This is a genomic window from Metabacillus litoralis (assembly GCF_003667825.1).
GTDB classification, from domain to species: domain Bacteria; phylum Bacillota; class Bacilli; order Bacillales; family Bacillaceae; genus Metabacillus; species Metabacillus litoralis_B.
This window is the reverse complement of the sequence record NZ_CP033043.1, coordinates 213,512-233,341: the sequence shown is the minus strand read 5'-3', so window position 1 is coordinate 233,341 and position 19,830 is coordinate 213,512. Positions and strand designations below refer to the sequence as shown.

16 protein-coding genes are annotated in these 19,830 nt (G+C 35.0%); 1 reads left to right on the top strand and 15 read right to left on the bottom strand.

What is annotated here, in order from left to right:
* Nucleotides 1-25: 25 nt before the first annotated feature.
* The 5 genes from D9842_RS00925 to D9842_RS00905 form a co-directional block, all read right to left on the bottom strand.
* Nucleotides 26-940, bottom strand: a complete 915-nt coding sequence (locus tag D9842_RS00925; RefSeq protein ID WP_121660864.1) for a DMT family transporter — start codon at nucleotides 938-940, stop codon at nucleotides 26-28.
* 319 nt (nucleotides 941-1,259) lie between these two features.
* The gene (locus tag D9842_RS00920) at nucleotides 1,260-1,520 is read right to left on the bottom strand and encodes a metal-sensitive transcriptional regulator (protein WP_121660863.1); all 261 of its coding nucleotides are present in this window, start codon (nucleotides 1,518-1,520) and stop codon (nucleotides 1,260-1,262) included.
* Between the two features lie 235 nt (nucleotides 1,521-1,755).
* A complete protein-coding gene (uxaC, locus tag D9842_RS00915) occupies nucleotides 1,756-3,156 on the bottom strand; it encodes a glucuronate isomerase (RefSeq protein WP_121660862.1) in 1,401 nt (466 codons plus the stop codon).
* A gap of 17 nt (nucleotides 3,157-3,173) precedes the next feature.
* Nucleotides 3,174-4,703 (bottom strand): tagaturonate reductase, encoded by a 1,530-nt coding sequence (locus D9842_RS00910; protein ID WP_121660861.1) that lies wholly within the window; start codon nucleotides 4,701-4,703, stop codon nucleotides 3,174-3,176.
* Between the two features lie 31 nt (nucleotides 4,704-4,734).
* Nucleotides 4,735-6,222 (bottom strand): UxaA family hydrolase, encoded by a 1,488-nt coding sequence (locus tag D9842_RS00905; RefSeq protein ID WP_121664898.1) that lies wholly within the window; start codon nucleotides 6,220-6,222, stop codon nucleotides 4,735-4,737.
* 283 nt (nucleotides 6,223-6,505) lie between these two features.
* On the opposite strand from D9842_RS00905, the gene D9842_RS00900 reads away from it, so the two are divergent.
* On the top strand, nucleotides 6,506-7,489 hold the full coding sequence (locus tag D9842_RS00900; protein WP_121660860.1) for a LacI family DNA-binding transcriptional regulator: 984 nt from the start codon (nucleotides 6,506-6,508) through the stop codon (nucleotides 7,487-7,489).
* 71 nt (nucleotides 7,490-7,560) lie between these two features.
* On the opposite strand, the gene D9842_RS00895 is transcribed toward D9842_RS00900, so the two are convergent.
* From D9842_RS00895 to D9842_RS00850, 10 genes are all read right to left on the bottom strand, one after another.
* Nucleotides 7,561-9,003, bottom strand: coding sequence for a glycoside hydrolase family 32 protein (locus tag D9842_RS00895; protein ID WP_121660859.1), 1,443 nt, complete (start codon nucleotides 9,001-9,003; stop codon nucleotides 7,561-7,563).
* On the bottom strand, nucleotides 8,996-9,961 hold the full coding sequence (locus tag D9842_RS00890; RefSeq protein WP_121660858.1) for an aminoimidazole riboside kinase: 966 nt from the start codon (nucleotides 9,959-9,961) through the stop codon (nucleotides 8,996-8,998). The genes D9842_RS00895 and D9842_RS00890 overlap by 8 nt, the downstream gene beginning before the upstream one ends.
* Nucleotides 9,962-10,021: 60 nt before the next feature.
* A complete protein-coding gene (locus tag D9842_RS00885; RefSeq protein ID WP_121660857.1) occupies nucleotides 10,022-11,395 on the bottom strand; it encodes a sucrose-specific PTS transporter subunit IIBC in 1,374 nt (457 codons plus the stop codon).
* Nucleotides 11,396-11,619: 224 nt separating this feature from the next.
* Nucleotides 11,620-12,444: a PRD domain-containing protein gene (locus tag D9842_RS00880; protein ID WP_121660856.1), complete on the bottom strand. Its 825-nt coding sequence runs from the start codon at nucleotides 12,442-12,444 to the stop codon at nucleotides 11,620-11,622.
* Between the two features lie 89 nt (nucleotides 12,445-12,533).
* Nucleotides 12,534-14,117: a response regulator transcription factor gene (locus tag D9842_RS00875; protein WP_121660855.1), complete on the bottom strand. Its 1,584-nt coding sequence runs from the start codon at nucleotides 14,115-14,117 to the stop codon at nucleotides 12,534-12,536.
* Nucleotides 14,098-15,915, bottom strand: coding sequence for a sensor histidine kinase (locus D9842_RS00870; RefSeq protein WP_121660854.1), 1,818 nt, complete (start codon nucleotides 15,913-15,915; stop codon nucleotides 14,098-14,100). Before D9842_RS00870 ends, D9842_RS00875 begins: the two co-directional genes overlap by 20 nt.
* 137 nt (nucleotides 15,916-16,052) lie before the next feature.
* Nucleotides 16,053-17,339 carry an ABC transporter substrate-binding protein gene (locus D9842_RS00865; protein ID WP_121660853.1) on the bottom strand — a complete coding sequence of 429 codons (1,287 nt, stop codon included), beginning with the start codon at nucleotides 17,337-17,339 and terminating at the stop codon, nucleotides 16,053-16,055.
* 102 nt (nucleotides 17,340-17,441) lie between these two features.
* Complete coding sequence (locus D9842_RS00860) at nucleotides 17,442-18,269, bottom strand: carbohydrate ABC transporter permease (RefSeq protein WP_121660852.1); 828 nt, start codon at nucleotides 18,267-18,269, stop codon at nucleotides 17,442-17,444.
* Complete coding sequence (locus tag D9842_RS00855) at nucleotides 18,269-19,135, bottom strand: carbohydrate ABC transporter permease (RefSeq protein ID WP_121664897.1); 867 nt, start codon at nucleotides 19,133-19,135, stop codon at nucleotides 18,269-18,271. Before D9842_RS00855 ends, D9842_RS00860 begins: the two co-directional genes overlap by 1 nt.
* A gap of 307 nt (nucleotides 19,136-19,442) precedes the next feature.
* A complete protein-coding gene (locus D9842_RS00850) occupies nucleotides 19,443-19,769 on the bottom strand; it encodes a hypothetical protein (protein WP_121660851.1) in 327 nt (108 codons plus the stop codon).
* Between the last annotated feature and the right edge of the window lie 61 nt (nucleotides 19,770-19,830).

Here is a 19,830-nt window from a genome sequence, read left to right as displayed (position 1 = left end):
CATGCTGCTTTTCTAACAAATTAATTTAGCTTCCTAATTCAACCGCAATTTTCGGCTTTTTCTCCATTGCTATAAAAGCTAACCCTAACACAATAACAAGACCACCAGCAATTTGGGCAACAAAGATTTGCTCGTTAAAAAATAACGCTCCAGTAACTGTTGCAGAGGCTGGAACAAAATATCTGTAAAAATTTGCTTTTGCCGCTCCAACTTTGTTCATTGACAAGTTCCACAACACAAATGCTGCCACGGTACAAAGAACAACATTGTAAGCAATAGCTCCCCAAACACTTATTGTAAAGTCTGTCATTTGAACTGCATGCCAACCACCAAGTGTTATAGGAAACATCAATATTGTTCCGAACAGCATATACCAAGATGATACCCTTAATGGAGAGTATTTTTTCATAAGTGGCATACAAGCTAAATTAAATAGAGCTCCAATTAAACTTATAGACAACGCCAAAATATTCCCCAACATATACTCCGAGCTAAAATCAAATCCATTCGATCCACCCAATATGATTAAAACTACCCCAATTAATGCAACAAGACCTCCAATAGCAAGCCTTGGAGTCATAACCTCCTTTGTAAAAAAAGGAGCAAAAAGGGCAGCAAAAATCGGCCAAGGTGCGACATTTAACAGTGAAGCGTTTGCAAGAGTTGTATACTTAATCGAATACATAACTAAAATTTCTAGAACGGTAACACCAAAAAATCCGATTAAAGCAAGCTTTAGAAGGTCACGTTTATCCACTTTCATGCTACCTTCCGTCCACTTTAAAACGGCAAATAATATAGGAACTGCCAGACCAAACCTAAAAAACGCAAAAATCTCCGGAGTAAATACTTCCATCCCAAAACGGGAAATCCCAAAATTCACACCCCAAATAACAGATACTAAAATAAGAGCAAGATAATAAACAGAATTAGACTTCACACGAATTCTCCATTTCTTTTACTTTATCTTTTTACTTCCTATAAATAAAAGGTCCTACCCATTTTAACTTATTCTTCTGAATAATTATATATCAATTCTTAGATAAAATTTTAGTTTAGTAGAATTCTCCTGCTGGGGATCATTTGCACCGGGGTCTTGTCCTAATAACTTACTTGAACGGGACATAATTATTGGCTTGAGAAGGGTTTTGTCTCGATTCTGCGCTCAATCGAGACAATAATTTTGATTTGAGGCTAATTCAGTTCTTATTCTCACACAAGAGACAGAGCTTTTACAAAGAATCTCAAAACTTCCTTAATTATCTACTTTTCACAAGCAAATTAACTGCTTCCTTCACTAAATCATCACTGCTTTCGCCCTTTTCCTCCGCCAATCGAACACATTCAATTAAGTTAGAGCTAACGATTACACCAATTGTTCGGTCAATTGCTGTTCTACTTGCTGAAAGCTGTGTAATAATATCTTTACAATCCTTCTGCTCCTCCATCATACGTAAGATTCCTCTGAGCTGACCTTCAATTCGCTTTACACGGTTTTTTATCTGTGCATCATACTCCATCTTTGAATCTCCCTTTCTTTAGCGTTTATTATTATTATACCCTAAAGGGTAACTAGTATTAAATAATCAGCTGCTTTTTCAAACAGTCTATGTATCCAAGCTAGTAAAATATTAACTATTCCCTTTTTATATTTGTCAATTTACCTGTTCTCTCTTACTTGCTATTTTTGCACAGCTTAACGCAAAAAAGGTATACCTCCAAACAAAATTGGTCGGTATACCTTGAGTAAATTTATTAAAATTGAAAATATTCTTTTGCGTTGTTATAGCATATCCCCTGAACAATTGTACTTAAAGCTTCTTCATCATAAGGATATTCTCCGTTTTCAACCCATTGTCCAATAAGGTCACAAACTAGTCTTCTAAAATATTCATGTCTTGTATATGATAAGAAGCTTCTTGAATCGGTTAGCATTCCAATAAAGCGGCTGAATAACCCAAGGTTTGCTAAAGCCTTCATTTGATCAAGCATCCCGTCTTTTTGATCATTAAACCACCATGCCGTACCAAACTGGATTTTACCAGGCGTCCCTCCACCTTGAAAACTCCCAATAACAGATCCGATTACATAATTATCTTTTGGGTTTAAAGAATAAAGAACCGTTTTTGGAAGAGCATCCTTTTGATCTAAAGAATCGAGCAACTGACACAAAGGCTTTGCCACTTCTCCATCATTCATACTGTCAAATCCAGTATCAGGACCAAGCTGTTTAAACATTCTGGTATTGTTGTTTCTCAGGGCATGCATGTGGTATTGCATAACCCAGCCTAAGCGTGCGTATTGTTCACCTAAGAAGGTTAATGTGTACGATTTGAATTTCTTTTCTTCTTCAAGTGAAACCTTTTCTCCCTTAAGTCCTTTTGCAAAAATTTCAGCAACTTCTTCCTCTGATACTGCTTCGTACATCATCGAATCGAGAGCATGATCTGACACACGCCCCCCAAGGGAGTGGAAAAATTCAATTCTTTCCTTTAACGCTTCAAGATAACTACTATAGTTTGTAACCGATTGTCCAGAAGCCTCAGACAGTTTTCCTACCCACTCTAAAAAACCATCACGATTGATTTCCAGTCCTTTGTCAGGTCTAAAACTAGGCAATACATTTACACCAAAATCACTGTTTTCTTGTAACTTCCGGTGATACTCTAAGTTATCAGTCGGATCATCTGTTGTACAAACAACCTCAACCTTTGACTTTTTTATTAATGCTTGAGCTGTGAAGTCATCTTGAGTTAATAATGCGTTTACCTTCTCCCAAATATCCGGGGCACTTTTTTCATTTAGAATTTCATTAATTCCAAAGAATCGTTGAAGCTCTAAGTGTGTCCAGTTATATAACGGATTTCCTATCGTCATAGGAACTGTTTTTGCCCATGCTAAAAATTTATCATAATCACTAGCATTTCCAGTAATATATTCTTCGTCAACTCCATTACTTCTCATCGCTCTCCACTTATAATGATCACCATATAACCAAGCTTCTGTTATATTTTTAAATCTCTTATTCTCATAAATTTCTTTAGGACTAAGATGACAATGGTAATCAATAATCGGCATTTCCTTAGCATATTTATGATATAACTCCACCGCAGTATTAGTTGATAGTAAAAAATCTTCTCCCATAAAGTCTTTCATTTCTCCCACCGTCCTTCTTAATTTTTCAAATAAAATCTCTCGAGACTTTTTTGAACTCCTAAAGTAACCATATCTTCTAAGTGATTAACAACCATTTCTTTAAGAAGAGAAATTTCTACTAAACTACGTCCCCATAGCTTTTCATCAGACAATATGATTGAAACCACTTTATTAAGGGACTCACTTGTTCCATCATATTGATTCCACGCCTCGGCAAACGTCTTGACCGCATCTTTGCTATCGCGAATTTGGTATTCCTGGAGATCTCTATTTCCAACCATATGTTCATCCCCATCAACTCTGATTGGTCGATAATAGGCAATTAACCCACTAAGAGAAAACACCATATGAACTGGTATTTTATTTTGTTTATCTAGATATTCAAAGAAAAGCGGCAACACTCTTGCTTTATATTTAGAGACAGCATTTTGACCTAAGTCCACTAAATAGTGTTTTACAAACGGATTTTTAAAACGGTCAAGTACCGAGTTTGTAAACTCATCCAATACTTTCGTTTCAAACGAAAGCACCGTTTTTATTTCATCCTTTATCGCATTTTCAACAAAAGAAAATAGCTCCGAATTCTCCATTACTTCATAAACTGTATTTAATCCAGATAAATACCCAAGTGAGTACATCATTGTATGAGGAGCATTTAATAAACCAACTTTTAATTGACGGTATGGTGTCACATCTCCCCACTTCACTTGTAAACCAGCTTGATGAAACGGAATACTCTCACTAATCGTTTTATCCCCATCAATGACAAACAAATGGTATGGTTCGCAAACAGCAAGAAGCTGATCTTCGTAACCTAACATTTCCGTAAAAGTATCAATATTTTCCTTCGGATAACCAGGTACAATCCGGTCTACAAGTGTGTTGCAAAATCGATTATTCTGTTCAACCCATTGAATAAATTCTTGTGGAAGCTCCCAATCATTTGCTATTTTCAAAACAATTTCCCTTAAAACATTTGCATTTTCTTCTACTAACTCACAAGGTATTATTGTAAGTCCACTATCCTCTGATCCGTTAAATACTCTGTAACGATGATAAAGAACCGCTGTTAATTTCCCAGGGAAAGAAAGTGGTGAAGCATCGGGTATGAACTCTTCCGCCAGATACGTTAGTCCGGCTTCAGTTGTATTTGAAAAAACAAACTGTATAGAAGGAGATTCTGCAGCTTTTAGCACTTCATCCCAATTTTCATAAGGATTAATTCCCCGACTAATAGAAGTAATCACTTCACATTTATTAACTGTTTTCCCATCTTTAATTCCTTGTTGCACAAGTGTATAAAGACCATCCTGTGCGTTAAGCTTTGGCACAACTTTTCCATGAGGTGTTGGTTGAATAGCTATAACTCTACCATTGAAAATTCCTTGTTTATTCATCTCATTGACCATCCAATCAACGAAGCCTCTTAGGAAATTTCCTTCTCCAAATTGGAGAATACGTTCTGGTAGATCATTTGTTAAATCAACTTCCGCTCTTTCAGTTAAGTGTTGATTTTCAAGTAACGTTTTGCGACATAATTGATCCATGAATTCTCCCTCCTCTTTGCGTCAAACGATTTTATAGAATAACGCCATCTTTAAAAATGGCAATTTCTTTAAATCCGAACTCTTCATTACGTGCCTTCTCATCACCTGAAGCAAGTTTGATGATATACTCAAACAATTCATCTGCTAACGTTTCCTTGTCTTTACCTGTAATGAGTTCACCTGCGTTAAAATCAATCCAATTTCGTTTTTTTTCAAAAAGTTTATTATTCGTCGATATTTTCACTGTAGGAACCGGTCCACCAAATGGAGTACCTCTACCAGTCGTAAATAACACAATATGGGCTCCAGATGCAGCGAGTGAGGTAACAGAAACTAAATCATTACCAGGTCCTTGAAGTAATGTTAGTCCGGGCTTATTAATTCTCCCGCCATATGGCAGTACATCAACAACTTCGGAAAAGCCTCCCTTTTGTACACAACCTAGAGATTTTTCCTCTAATGTTGTAATTCCTCCTTCCTTGTTCCCAGGAGAAGGATTTTCATATACCACTTGATCATGCTTTATAAAGTATTCTTTAAAGTCATTTACCAATGAAACCGTTTTAGAAAATACTTCTTCATTTACAGCACGTTCCATTAAAATTGTCTCTGCACCAAACATTTCCGGTACTTCTGTCAGAACGGTTGAACCTCCATGTGCAATAACTTTGTCAGAGAATGCTCCTACTAACGGATTTGCTGTTATGCCAGAAAGGCCGTCAGAACCTCCACATTTTAATCCCACCTTTAGCTTAGAAACAGAAACCGCTTCTCTCTTAAAGCGATTAGCATACGTGATAAGATCTTCAATAATTGAAATTCCTTCATCTAATTCATCTTCAACTTCTTGAACAGCCAAAAATTTCACACGTTCCTCGTCAAATTCACCCAGTACATCTGTGAATGCTTTAATATGGTTATTTTCACATCCTAAGCCTAAAACAAGTACACCTGCTGCATTAGGGTGTTGCACTAGATTTCTTAAGATCTTCTGAGTATTTTCTAAATCATCACCAAGTTGTGAACAGCCAAATGGATGTGGATAATGGAAAACACCATCCGTACCAGATGTATCTAACGATTTTTCAGCAAGTTTTACCAACTGCTCAGCTACCTTGTTAATACATCCAACTGTGTTAATAACCCAAATCTCATTTCGAATTCCAACATCTCCGTTTGTGCGTACATACCCTTGAAAGGTTCTTGTTTCAGTTGTTCCTGTCGAATTCTTCTGTTTTTTTGGCTTATATGAATACTCCAATGTACCTTCAAGCTTAGTTTGGACATTATGTGTATGAACCCATTGTCCTGAAGTAATATCTAGTTTAGCTTTACCGATAGGAAAGCCATATTTTAATACATCTTCCCCTACCCTTATATTATTAAGCGCAATTTTATGTCCCTCAGAAATGTCATCTTGAAGTACCAATGAATGACCAAGAACTTTTATCTCTTCTCCCTTGCTAAAGTTCTTTAAAGCAACGAGGACATTATCTCTTTCATCTACATGTACAAACATTGTTTGACTCAAAGATTCATCACTCCTCTCAAATTATTTGAGGTGAAAAACTATCAAAATAGCATATATTCAAAGGATAACCAAAATAACAACGTTGTTATTATTAATATTAAAGGAAAAATTCACTTATGACAACGTTTCCAATTAAAAAAATGAAATTTTTATAAGCATCCCACTAGGATTTCAATTGTGATCATGTTAACTTATTACATATATAAGTACTGAAGCTATAAAAACAATAACAACGTTGTAATAAAACTCCCTAACTGAACAGGTGATTACTATGAATGTAACAATTAAAGATATTGCAAATTTAGCAGGTGTAAGTTATTCTACCGTTTCAAAGGCTTTAAATGATAGTGATCTTGTTAAACCCGAAACAAAAGAGAAAATTTTAAAAATTGCTAAAGAATTAGGTTATGAACCTAATTTTGCTGCTCAACGCCTCGTTTCGAAGCAAACGAAAACAATCGGATTAGTTTGGCCTTCCATTGAAAGAGCTACTTTATCAACATTAGTCACAAAGATTAATGAAGAAATTAGCAAACATTCATACTCTATGATTTTATCTATTAATCCAATTAAAACATCATTCGAAATGTTTAAGCGCTTTCAAGTTGATGGAATGATTGTTTTTGAGGAAAATGATGAAACATTAACTGACCAATCTCTAACAAGCTCCATCCCTACCATTGCACATGGAGTGGCAGGAAATAATGTACTTCCTGTTATTGATGTTAATTGGCAGCAAGCAATGTATGATGCAGTTGAATACCTATACAAACTGGGACATAGTAAGATTGCGTTTATAGGTGATTTTACACCTGTTGATCGTAGACAGATGGAAAAATTTAAAGGATTTCAAAAAGCTATGAAGGAATTTAATTTATCAGTAAATGCAGAAAATCTTGTTAATTCAGGAGGTCTTGATTGGTATGACGGGTATGTGGCAACAAAAAAATTATTACACTCAACGTATAAGCCCACAGCTCTAATTGGAAGCAGTTATGACATCTCATCAGGAATTATTCGTAGTCTAAGAGAAGAAAACCTAATTATACCTAAAGATATGTCTGTTATCGGCTATGATAATATTCCACAAATGGGCACACTTGAAACTCCATTAACTAGTGTTGGGGTACCTATTGATCAATTAGCAGTTAAAATTGTTGATTCACTAATGAAGCTAATCAACGACAAATCATCTGTACCACATGTACAAATCATGACACCAGAAATTGTAGAGCGCGCATCTTGTTCGAAGTAACAGAAAGGTACCCACAACATATAAAGGGTACCTTTCTCCTTGTCACTCTGAAATATCTGTTTTAGTTTTCATTACCCTAGATTCCACTTATTCACAGTAAAGCTTACTTCCTTAGAAGCAGAAAATGAAATATGCTGGTCTGCAGGATTAGGGAAAAAACGAGAAGTAAATGTCTCTTTTCCATTATTAATAAAAATTTCAATTGATGATGTATCAATAAATAGTCTAAGTGAATTCAATTCCTCAAGCTTACACTGACGTTTTTCAGTTGTTCCGTCAACATAGCTTTTTCTTTCAAATGTAAATATTTTTTGATCTGAGGAATAGATCAATCTTCCGGCATCACTTATAGATATTTCCATCCAACCCTCATCTACTTCAATTTGATCTAACATTAACTCTATTGTTTTTCCACTAATGCCGTCTAATTCTCTACTTTCCTTATTCAGCTTCACCGAATAGCTTATCATTTCACTGTCTCTTAAATGTTCTAATTCTTTAACAGGTGTTTGATGAATCTTTCCATCAATCAAATTTAGTTCGCGTGGAAGAGTCATATTATGGATCCATTTGTATTCAATAGTCGGGTGTTCCTGCTCGTTCTGGTCTGGTACACTCATCCATGCAAAGAGAAGTCTTCTACCATGAGTATCAATAGTAGTTTGCGGAGCATAAAAATCAAACCCTCGGTCAAGCTCTTCAAAAAGTTGATGATCATACGCACCAGTTTGGCTGTTAAAATGTCCAACCACATAGCCAGCCTGATATACATTTTGGTAGTTCATCCCCTTTGGCTCTAAGCCTTGTGGAGAGAAAATAAGGATATCCTTTCCCTCAAGATTGAATAAATCTGGACATTCAAACATATAGCCAAAGTCACCCAGTTTTCCTTCCCCTCCACCTGCTAGTATTCCGACATAATCCCAGTTGAAGAGATCATTAGATTTAAGTAATACAACTGAGCCTTTTAAGTCTTTGGTTTGAGCTCCTACCACCATAAAAAACAACTCATCTTGTTGCCATACTTTAGGATCACGAAAATGAGCGGTAAAGCCTTCTGGTAAGGTAACGACCGGGCCTTTCTTTTCATAATGAATGCCATCTTTTGAAACAGCCAAGCATTGATAGGTTTCACGTTCTCCCCGTTCATTCTTGACATTCCCAGTATAAAAAACATAAAAATGGCCATCATGCTCGATCGCACTTCCTGAATAACAACCATTTTTTTCAAACCATTCTGATGGAGTAAGTGCAATTTCTTCATGCTTCCAATTCACTAAATCTTTTGAAGAATAATGTCCCCAGAATTTTGCTCCATGCCCTGTTTTAAATGGCATCCATTGATAATAAAGATGATACTCTCCATTCATTTGAATGAAACCATTTGGATCATTTAATAACCCTACAGGTGGCATAAGGTGATAATGCAAGCGATATGGATCCTGCTTAACAAGGTTACGATGGTTTTCGATTTCTTCGGCAACTTCTTGACGTAGTTGTTTGTCTTTATTCAACGTTCCCACCCACTTTTGCTAGTAGCATTTTTATCTGCTCTAACGTTGGTAGAGCTGTCATAGCCCCTTTTGTTGAAGCAGCAAGTGCACCCGATATCGAAGCAAATCTAGCCATCTCTACTGCTTTTTCTAATGAGAGTGTACGAATGTCTCCGTCATACTCATTGATCGAGTATAAAATTCCAGAAACAAAAGCATCACCGGCACCTGTTGTGTCAACAGCGTCCACCTTTAATGCTGGTACATGTTCGTATCCATCGGAAGTACATACATAGCTACCTAAAGCTCCCATTGTCACAATGAGTAATGGAATGTCATAGCTTTTCATGACTTCTATACCTCTGACAATCTCTTTTTCCCCAGTAATGAATGTTAATTCTTCTTCCGAGATTTTAAGAATATCTGCAAAGTTTATCATGCTTTTAATGGTTTCTCTCGCTGTTTTTTCGGAGTCCCAAAGATCCAAACGTAAATTAGGATCGTAAGAAACGATCATATTGTTCTTTTTAGCGAGCTCAACTCCGTACTTGGTCGCTTCCTTTGACGAATCACTGATCATTGATATTGAACCAAAGTGAAAGATTTTATGATTAACAAAATCCTCCTTATCTATTTCTTTTGACTCAAGAAACCGATCTGCACTTGGGTTTATATAAAAATCAAAGCTACGTTCTCCATCTTCAGCATTTGTTACAAACACAACACCTGTTTTATGCTCTGAAGTAAATACCATTTGATTAACTCGTACATGATGATTTTCTAGTGTTTCGTAAAGAAACTTACCTAGAACATCATCTCCTACTTTTCCTAAGAAGGTTGACTTTAAACCTAGCCTCGATATTCCAACAGCTACATTGGCTGGTGCACCTCCTGGACTTTTTTGATAATGATTATTTTGTTTATCTAACGGAATGAAATCAATGAGTGCCTCACCTAAGGAAATAACTCCACTTCTCATACTTTCAACCTCCCATATGAAAAAGTTGACTTTGAAACTTCAAAGCCAACCTCTATTCTCTTATTTTTCTTCCTTCCAACCTAATAATAAGGTTGCGATAAAAGCACCTATTGTTGCAATAAGAAAACCAATTCCATAATTAAGTGGATCCTGGACAATGGCAAACTGTGGGATGCCTGTTAAACCAATTCCGTTAGCCATTACATTCGTGAACACAACGTATGCTCCGCCAAGAGCTCCACCAATAGCTGCAGCAATAAAAGGTCTTCTGTACTTTAGGTTCACACCGAAAATTGCTGGCTCAGTTATGCCTAAAAAGGCAGATAAAGCTGCGGGACCTGCAATTCCCTTGATTTTTTTATTCTTTGTTTTGAATAATACGGCCAATGCTGCTCCCCCATGGGCAACGTTTGCCATCGCCCAAATTGGGAGTAAATAGTTACCTCCTACATTAGCTAATAGCTCTGCTTCAATGGCATGGAAGCTGTGATGAACACCAGTTAAAACAATAGTTGAGTAAAGTCCGCCAAATACTAACCCGGCAATTGGTCCAGCTGTACTATAAACTACATCTAATACTGTTGTGATCCCATTTCCTAGTACTCTTCCAATTGGACCAATGATAAGCAGGGCAACAAAACCTGTAAAAATAACAGTTATAAAAGGTGTTACTAATAAATCAATTGCATTTGGAACAATTTTACGTAAGCCTTTTTCTACTTTAGCCATAATATAAACAGTTAATAGAACAGGAATAACAGTTCCCTGATACCCTAGCATTTCAACTCCAAAACCAAAAAAGTCAAGTGTAGAAGGGACAGCATCTGTTAATCCCCACGGATTTAGAAGGGAAGGATGGATCATAATCCCACCAATAACTGCTCCAAGGTAACCATTAGCTCCAAATTCTTTTGCTGCACTAAAGCCTATTAAGATTGGCAGAATAATGAAAGCTGCAGATGAGAACATATCTAGCATGACGAATAAAGCACTTTCTGGGTCTACCCAGTTATACGTTTTCATTAATCCTAAAAGACCCATTAACATACCCGCTGCAACAATTGCAGGAATAATTGGAACAAATATATTAGATAAAGTTCGAGCAAAACGAGCAAAAGGGTTCATTTTTCTTTTAGCCGCATCGCTATGAGATTCCCCTTTGTTAGTTGATTCATCTTCCATTGAAGCTCCGACTAATGGAGCAAAGTGTTGATACACTTTATTAACCGTTCCTGTACCAAATATAATTTGAAATTGACCAGAACTTGAAAATGCTCCTTTTACTCCTTCTAGTTCCTCAATCCCGTTTTTATCAATTGAATTTTCATCCTCAATTACTAGACGAAGACGTGTTGCACAATGAGCAGCACTTATTACATTATTTTTGCCTCCAAGCTTCGCAACAAGTTGTTCTGCCACTTCACGATGATTCATGTTGTATTCCTCCCTATACGTTTGTAGGGTGTTACAGACAACAAAAAAAGACCTAAAATATATGGATAAAAAGGTAGCTTCAAAGAAGATGATCTACCTATGTCATCCTATATATTCTAGGTCTTGCCTGCGTTATCAGTAACAATCCCACATATAAAATTGTTGTTTCATTTATTCTATAAGAACATATTGAAACCGTCAACATAAAAATTACTATAATATAATTATTTTAATAGCCTTTGAATGTGTATCGCAATATATGCTACCTCTGATTCTGGAAATTCAATCTCATATTCTTTACTCAACTTGTCTAATATTTTTCTTGAATAGGAATATGCTGTTTGATATTTACCTTGTATGAGGTCCATCATATCTTGGTCAATCGGGTCAAATTTTTCTCCTAAAGAAATCCGATTTAAGGCAAAGCGAAGATGTGTAATAAGTCTCTGATAATTGATTGAAGATTCCTCGATCTTTTCTCCAACGAATTCTTCAACTTGTTGAACAAAATCACTTAAAATAGATGCTTGCTTTAAAGATTCACTCATAGAAGGAGCATCCAATTTAGCTGTATGAATATGAAGAGCGATATGCGCAACCTCATCCTCAGGAATTTCAATTCCGAGCTTACTACTAATTTCTTTCTTTGCCCACAAACCTATTTCAAATTCGCTTTTATAAAGCATCTTTATTTCATTTAATAGTTTATTTTTGATAGGTATACCCTGCTTAATTCTTTCTAATGCAAATGAAAGATGATCAGTTAAAGCAATATGAATATGATCACTAAGTGGTGAACTTAGGTATCCTTCTGCATAACTAATAATATTTTCAGCTAGCTCAATATGCTCTTCTGGTAAGGTAGCTAATAATTGCTGGAACTTCTCAGAGGATGCCTCGTGTAATACAAATATTTTTTCAATCTTATTTTTAGGAACAATATCATTTCTACTTTTTTGAAAAGCGATACCATTTCCCATAACAATTTTCTCCTGTGGCCCATCAATTACTACTACGGCATTGTTGTTCAAAATTCTGAAGATCCGCATAAAATCCCCCGTACAAATTTAATAAGCTATATATTATCATTAAAATTTAAATGAGCAAAGATTTAAAATAAACTTTGCTCTATTAGGGATTAATGGTCTGCTACCTTCACCCGGTATTCATTCGGAGTCATCCCAACGACCTTTTTAAACACTTTGCTAAAATACTTTTCATTCTGATAACCAACTTTAAACGATATTTCATAAACTTTTAGATGCGGGTTTTCTAGAAGCTCCTTTGCTTTATCAATTCGTATTGTTGTCATATAGTTTGTAATGGTTTCGTTGTATTGATGCTTAAATTTCCTTGATATATATTCACGACTTAAAAAGAAACGATCAGCAATTTCCTGCAGAGTGAAATCCTTGTCATAGTTTTCCCTCAAGAACGCTTCTATTTCTTGAATACTATTCTTTTCTTTTTGATATTTCACATGATTCAAAAGCTCAATTAATTCGTGGAATTCCTTTGTTTTCTCTTCCTTAAATTTTGTGAATGAAAAGGTTCCGTCTTCATCCCAATAATCTTGCCCATTGTAATAGGTGGTTTCTTCACTAAGCTGATATTCTTTTAACCAATTTTTACGCAGCACTTCGAATTGATTTTCCCAGTCCTGAATTTGCTCAAATGAAAGAAAATGCTGAGATTCTAGCTTGTGGAAAATGTCATTTATCACTTCATCCATTTGGTCAATACTTCCACTTTGTATTGTCCACTTTATTTTTTCAGCATAATCAAAAAGATGCAGTAATGGTCTTGATGTGATATCCTCATACGTCATAATGTGATTTTTCTTATGAACATCTACCATATTGTGTTTTAATAACGTTTTTTGTGCAAAATGATAAGCTTCCTCTAATTTTCCAGATGGCTTCCCAATTGCAATAACTGCTTTCGTATTAGTAAACCTCTCAATTTCCTTTTGAATACTTTCCATAAGTTTTACTTCGTTTTTATGCTTCCATAATAGAATAACAATTTCGTCTTTTTGGTTCCCATTCTTAAAACAAAAGCCGCTTTGGTCATTACGAACTAATTCATTGCAAATATTCAATATTGTAAAAAATGCTAGATTCTTATCTTCTTCAAACCTTTTGACAATTCTACCATTTAACAATAACAAGCAAATTGTACACTGTCCCCCATTAATATTCACACCATATTCTTTTTGAACTTTTTGAATAAGCTCAGGTGATGGAGGTGTGTGTGAAATAAGAGTTGTGAAAATATGATCCCAATAGAACGGCTTTGCTTCATTGATCACTCTTGTTGTTTCCTTAGTTGATTCCCTTTTTTGCGCTTGCTTTTTCCACTCATTCACTGCTCTTTCTAAAGTTTCGTTAAGAGCATCTGGTTCAATAGGCTTTAACAAATAATCAAAGCTTCCGTACGTAATTGCATTTCTCATATAGTGGAAATCATCATAACCGCTAACCACAATTGTTTTACTCGTTATTTCAGTTTCTTTCAGCCATTTTAGAAGCTGAATTCCATCTAATTTTGGCATGTTCATATCGGTAAAAATAATCTCTGGCTGATGTTCTACTATCATACTTTTCGCTTCTTCCCCATCACTTGCTTCAAACACTTCTTGAATTCCTAATCGCTTCCATTCTGCTAACAAAAGAAGACCGTCTCTTACATGTTTTTCATCATCAATTATGATTGCTTTCATTCGTAAGACCTCCTGATTCTACTGGAAGTTTAATTGTCACCAATGTACCATAATTCTCATCGTTTTCAATCTGCAGACTGGCTTGCTCACCGTAGTATAACTTTAGGCGTAAATATATGTTTCTTAGTCCTATGTTTGTACCGTTTCCACTGCTATTAGCTTTATTTTCTAAAAATGACTGATGAATTTCATCTAATCTACTTTCACTAATTCCTTTTCCATTATCTAAAACTGTAATAATTAGTTGGTCTTTCTCCCTCTTACCCACAATTTTTAATAATCCTATTTTTTCAATACTTCGATCAAATCCATGTTTAAAGTAGTTTTCAATAATCGGTTGAAGAATCATTTTAGGAACCATAATAAGCAAATCTTCTTTTGTGAATTCTATCGAATATTCAAACTGATCGCCAAATCTCTCTTTTTGTAATAATAAAAATGCTTTTGTATAATCAATTTCTTTTGTTAATGGAACAATATTTTCATCAATTGTCATTCCATATCTCATGATTTTTGAGAGATGGGTAACAAGCGTGTATACCTGTGGAACGTTATTTTTTAAAGCAAGCGTTCCAATTGATTGCAAGGCATTATATAAAAAATGAGGATTAAGCTGTGATTGAAGTGCCTTCAATTGATTTGTTTTGTTTTCTAGCTCGAGCTTATATTCCCGATTAATTAAGTGATTTAATTTTGACATCATTTCTTTAAACCGTTCACCAAGAGTACCAATTTCATCGTTTCCAAGTGAATCAAACTGAACATTCATATTTCCACTTTCAACTTGCTTAATATTTTGCAAAAGAACTCGTATAGGTGTTGTGATTTTAAATGAAACAAAAAGAGTCGCCAATACAACAAGAATTAATCCGATTACTCCAAATAAAATATTGATTTTTGCCACACTAAGAGCACTTTCAAAAACAGAGGTATAGGGAATTCGTTTAACAAGGAACCATCCTCCTGATGAATCGTCCAGCTTTTCGTAAATCATTAAGCCTTCAAAGGAGTCTTTCTTCCATTCCATCATCCCACTTGTATCTTCATTCTGAATCAGTCTTTTAATCCATTGCTGATCTTCAGATACTTCATAATTAGATCTAAAAATGAGTTCTCCATCAGGACTTATAATATAAAACTCTTCTTTATCTTTTACATATAATTTATGAGTAATATTAAGTAGCTGCTCTGAATTTATGTCTAATGAAATATAGCCAAGTAATTCATCAGATGGTACATTAACAATCGCTCTATGAAGGGAAAAAACATCTTTCTGTTTATTCGATTTATGATTAGATGATTCCTCTTGCATAATTTCCATTGGTTCTATATGGATATGATATTGGCTATCTAAAGCTTTTTCATAGTTATCACGATTGCGGAATTTATTTAAAGGGGAAAACACAACAGCTGACTTTTTAGATACAGAAACATTTTGATTAGGCTCAACCAAAGCAAAGTTTACTCTATTAATATTCTCTTCAGCATAAAGAATCGTTAATATCACATTTTTAACTGTTTCTTTTGCTAAATAATCATCTCCTGCAGGAGGATTTTGCAAATACCTCATAAAATCAATGTTGTTATAAAACGATAAAGTTAAATTTTTTAATTCACCTATGTAGCCTTCTATATTTAACTTTCCTTGATAAAGGAGGTTTACATTTTCTTCTACAAACTCATCTTTTAGCGATTCCTTTGTATATAAATATGTAATCACAATGGAAGTCCCAAATGGAACAATCGTAATGAGTAATAGAAGAACAATAAGTTTATTTCTTATGCTTGTTTTTGACAACTTGGAACCTCCAATCTTTTCATCTATTATTATCATTATAGACTAGAAATTACCTAAGCGAAATGTAAGCCCTACCAAACTCCGTACATATAGCTAAAAAGCATGCCTATTATAGACATGCTTCTTAGTTATTATGATTACTTCAGATTATCCCAAGTTGCTTGGAATTTTTCTAAAGCTTCTTCATAGCTGATTTTACCAGCTGCATATTCTTGGATTGTTGCAGCAAACTCTTTGTTTGCTCCATCTGGCCATCTGAACCAAGTCCAAGGAATTGTTTTCTCTGCTTTAGAGTATTCAAGAATTGATTGACCTAAATCACCTAAACCAGACGCTTCGATATTATCAAATGCAGGAATGAACGCAAATTCTTCCGTGATATAACGTTTACCTGTTTCAGAAGAAACCATCCAGTTCAAGAATGTTTTCGCTTCTTCTAAGTGCTCAGAGTTTTTGTTTAATACCCAGTTATTTGGAACACCAACTGGTAATACATCAGCATCAGCTTCATCATTTAAAGGTATTGGTAAGAAGCCCATGTTCATGTCTGGATTGATTTCAGTAATCATGTTTTCAGTCCAGTTACCTTGTTGTAGCATTGCCGCTTCACCTGAAGCAAATAATGTTACTTGAGTATTATAATCTGTTGTGATTGGGTTACCAACACCATTTTTCACTTCAAGATCAATTACTTCTTTTAATTGTGAGAATTGCTCATTACCAGCAAATTTAGTAGAACCATCATTTAAGCCTTCGATGAATGCAACAGGATCATCTTGTTGAGCAAAAGGAATGTTGAATAAATGTTGACCAATTACCCACCACTCGCCATAACCAGCTGAGAATGCTTTAATTCCAGCTGCTTCAAGTTTCTTAACAGCATCTTGTAATTCAGAAAGAGTTTTTGGTGTTTCTGTAATGCCTGCTTTTTCAAATAAGTCTTTGTTATAAATGAATCCATAACCTTCAAGGTTTACTGGCATACCATATAATTTACCATCTGCATCTGTTGTTGGAACTTTACCGATAGGAAGAACATGCTCTGCCCATGGCTCGTTGGAAAGGTCTGCTAAATGCTCTTTCCAAAGCTCAAGTTCTTTAAAGCCACCATTGTTGAAAATATCTGGCTCTTCGCCTGACGCAAATTTAGCTTTTAAAGCAGCACCATAGTCAGCGCCACCACCAACAGTTTCAAGTTTTACTTTAATATTTGGATGCTCTGCTTCAAATTCTTTAATCATTTCTTGAAGCTGATCAGCAATTTCAACTTTAAATTGGAACAGATTTAATGTTACAACTTCCCCATCACCTGAACCAGAATCTTTGTTACCTTCAGAAGCACCTTCTTGCTTGTTTGAATTACAACCAGCTAAGATACCTAAAACTAATAGCATTGACAAACCTAAAAGCATCAGTTTCTTCATTACAGTAGACCTCCCTAATTTATATCTTTATATTTTTATATAAATGTTCCATTTACTAAAGACCTAGCAATTGAACATTATATACGATTTTGATAGCTGAAACTATTTAATAGACCCAGCTGCAATCCCTTTAATGATGTGTTTTTGTAGGAAGAGGAAGAACACAATTACTGGTGCAATACCTAGTACTAATGCTGCCAATCCCATATCCCATTGTTTTGTATACTGTGCGAAGAAAGAGCTTGTCGCTAAAGGAATTGTTCTTAAGCTTGCATCTTGTAACACAAGTAATGGAAGTAAGTAGTCATTCCAAATCCATAATGTATTAAGAATGATAACGGTTACAGTAATCGGTTTTAATAATGGGAATACAATTCTCCAAAAAACTCCAAACTGTGTACAACCATCAATACTTGCAGATTCTTCAATCTCAAGTGGAATTGTTTTCACAAAACCATGATATAAGAACAGTGAGAGTGAGACTCCAAATCCAAAGTACATGATCACAATACCTGGGATACTGTTCATAATTCCAAGCGTACCACCCAATTTCATTAATGGAATCATAACCGTTTGGAACGGAATAACCATTGCTGAGACAAAGAAGATGAATAAGATTTTACTTAGTTTTCCAGGTGTTCTAACCATCTTCCAAGCTGCCATAGAACTAATGACAACAATACCAGCGATACTAAACACTGTAATAATTAAAGAGTTTAAAAACGCATCTTGGAAGCTGATAACTTCCCATACTTTTGCATAGTTACTAAATAGAACTTCCTTTGGTAACGCTGCTGCGTCAATTAGTATTTCCGAAAAGCCTTTAACTGAGTTGATTGCTACGAAGTAAAACGGTATAAGAAAAACTAGGCCGAGCATAATTCCTAGAACTTCTAAAACGAATGTTCCTTTTGTATAGCCTCTATTCATTATGCTTCAACCTCCTTTTTCTTCGTAAATGTTACTTGTAGTGTTGTAAACACAGCCACAACGATAAAGAATAGAATAGACTTTGCTGTACCTAAGCCATATCGGTTGTTCATGAATGCTTCTTGGTAAATATTAATCGCTACTGATTCTGTAGAGTTAAATGGACCGCCACCTGTTAAGGAAAGGTTTAAGTCGAATATTTTAAATGCCATTGAGATTGTTAAGAAGAAACAAATCGTAAAGGCAGGTAAAATTAAAGGAACAATAACGTTTTTAAGAATAGACCAGTTTGATGCTCCATCCATTCTTGCTGCTTCTAGTAAAGATGTATCTACACCTTGAAGTGCAGCAATGTAGATAACCATCATGTAACCGCTGATTTGCCAAGCGAATACGATAACAATTCCCCAGAACGCTGTTGCCTCATCACCTAACCAAGGTAATTGGAAGAATTTAATTCCTGTCATATTCCCAATAGATGCGAAACCTTTAACGAAGATAAACTGCCAGATAAACCCTAGTAGTAATCCACCGATAACGTTCGGGATGAAGAATACAGTTCTTAGGATATTCTTTGTTTTCAATGCTGCATTTAATAGTAAAGCTAATCCAAACCCTAAAAGGTTACTGATTATAACAGCAGCAAACATAAACTTTGTTGTAAATAGGAATGAATTAAAAAACTTTTTATCATCAGTAAAGATCGTAATATAGTTTTGTAATCCTACCCATTCAACATTCGAACTTACTCCATTCCATGAAGTAAATGAATAGTAAACCCCCATAATAAACGGGATAATTTGAATCAAAATAAAGAATAAAAGTGCAGGTCCTACGAATGCTGCATAGCCTAAAGCTTTTTTCATTCTCGTTTTTCGTTTTGCCTGTAATGCTTGATTCACATGGCTTTCTTTTGCTGCCAATTCATTAGTATTTATTTTGGCACTCACTCCATCATCACCACCTAGTTGCTTTTGTAACCGCTTGCTTAAACCAAGTATAAAGCGTTTTCATTTTTATTACGATAAACTCAATTGACTAAAAAGGTGCACTTTTTTGACCTTTGTGTGACCTTTATACTAAGGTGATGTTTATTTCACACAAAAAAATACCTAGATATCTAAATAGATATCTAGGTAAGTATTATTCTTAACTGTTTTTCTTTTACATATATTATTTTATCGTATGACTTGCCACCATGTCTTGATCATCTGTTGGATCAAATACTTCAAAGATTCTATATCTTGGCTTCTCAGTAGTTAAATTCTTAAGTTCATTTTCTAGCTGAGGAAATAGCACTTCATGAGCTTTTTCAGCAAGTTCCTTTGTATCCCAGTAATTAAGCGCTTTGTATTCACCATTTGGATCATCAAAAAAATAAACATTTCCTCTAAATCCATATAAATTCCTGCTTATTTTATCAAACTTCTTTGTTAATTCTTCTGCAGCCTGTCTTTGATTTGTTCCTAATTTATAGTGAATGAGTCGGGCATAGTACATATTTTTTGCTCCCTTCAGTAAAAAATCAATTATTTTATTAAAATATATGATTTTATTTTAA

Bases quoted from the DNA above. Each gene is read 5' to 3' on its own strand.
- D9842_RS00920 (WP_121660863.1), bottom strand. From the start codon at position 1,520: ATGGAGTATGATGCACAGATAAAAAACCGTGTAAAGCGAATTGAAGGT.
- uxaC (WP_121660862.1), bottom strand. From the start codon at position 3,156: ATGAAAGACTTTATGGGAGAAGATTTTTTACTATCAACTAATACTGCG.
- D9842_RS00910 (WP_121660861.1), bottom strand. From the start codon at position 4,703: ATGGATCAATTATGTCGCAAAACGTTACTTGAAAATCAACACTTAACT.
- D9842_RS00905 (WP_121664898.1), bottom strand. From the start codon at position 6,222: ATGTTTGTACATGTAGATGAAAGAGATAATGTCCTCGTTGCTTTAAAG.
- D9842_RS00900 (WP_121660860.1), top strand. From the start codon at position 6,506: ATGAATGTAACAATTAAAGATATTGCAAATTTAGCAGGTGTAAGTTAT.
- D9842_RS00890 (WP_121660858.1), bottom strand. From the start codon at position 9,961: ATGAGAAGTGGAGTTATTTCCTTAGGTGAGGCACTCATTGATTTCATT.
- D9842_RS00885 (WP_121660857.1), bottom strand. From the start codon at position 11,395: ATGAATCATCGTGAAGTGGCAGAACAACTTGTTGCGAAGCTTGGAGGC.
- D9842_RS00880 (WP_121660856.1), bottom strand. From the start codon at position 12,444: ATGCGGATCTTCAGAATTTTGAACAACAATGCCGTAGTAGTAATTGAT.
- D9842_RS00875 (WP_121660855.1), bottom strand. From the start codon at position 14,117: ATGAAAGCAATCATAATTGATGATGAAAAACATGTAAGAGACGGTCTT.
- D9842_RS00865 (WP_121660853.1), bottom strand. From the start codon at position 17,339: ATGAAGAAACTGATGCTTTTAGGTTTGTCAATGCTATTAGTTTTAGGT.
- D9842_RS00860 (WP_121660852.1), bottom strand. From the start codon at position 18,269: ATGAATAGAGGCTATACAAAAGGAACATTCGTTTTAGAAGTTCTAGGA.
- D9842_RS00855 (WP_121664897.1), bottom strand. From the start codon at position 19,135: ATGAAAAAAGCTTTAGGCTATGCAGCATTCGTAGGACCTGCACTTTTA.
- D9842_RS00850 (WP_121660851.1), bottom strand. From the start codon at position 19,769: ATGTACTATGCCCGACTCATTCACTATAAATTAGGAACAAATCAAAGA.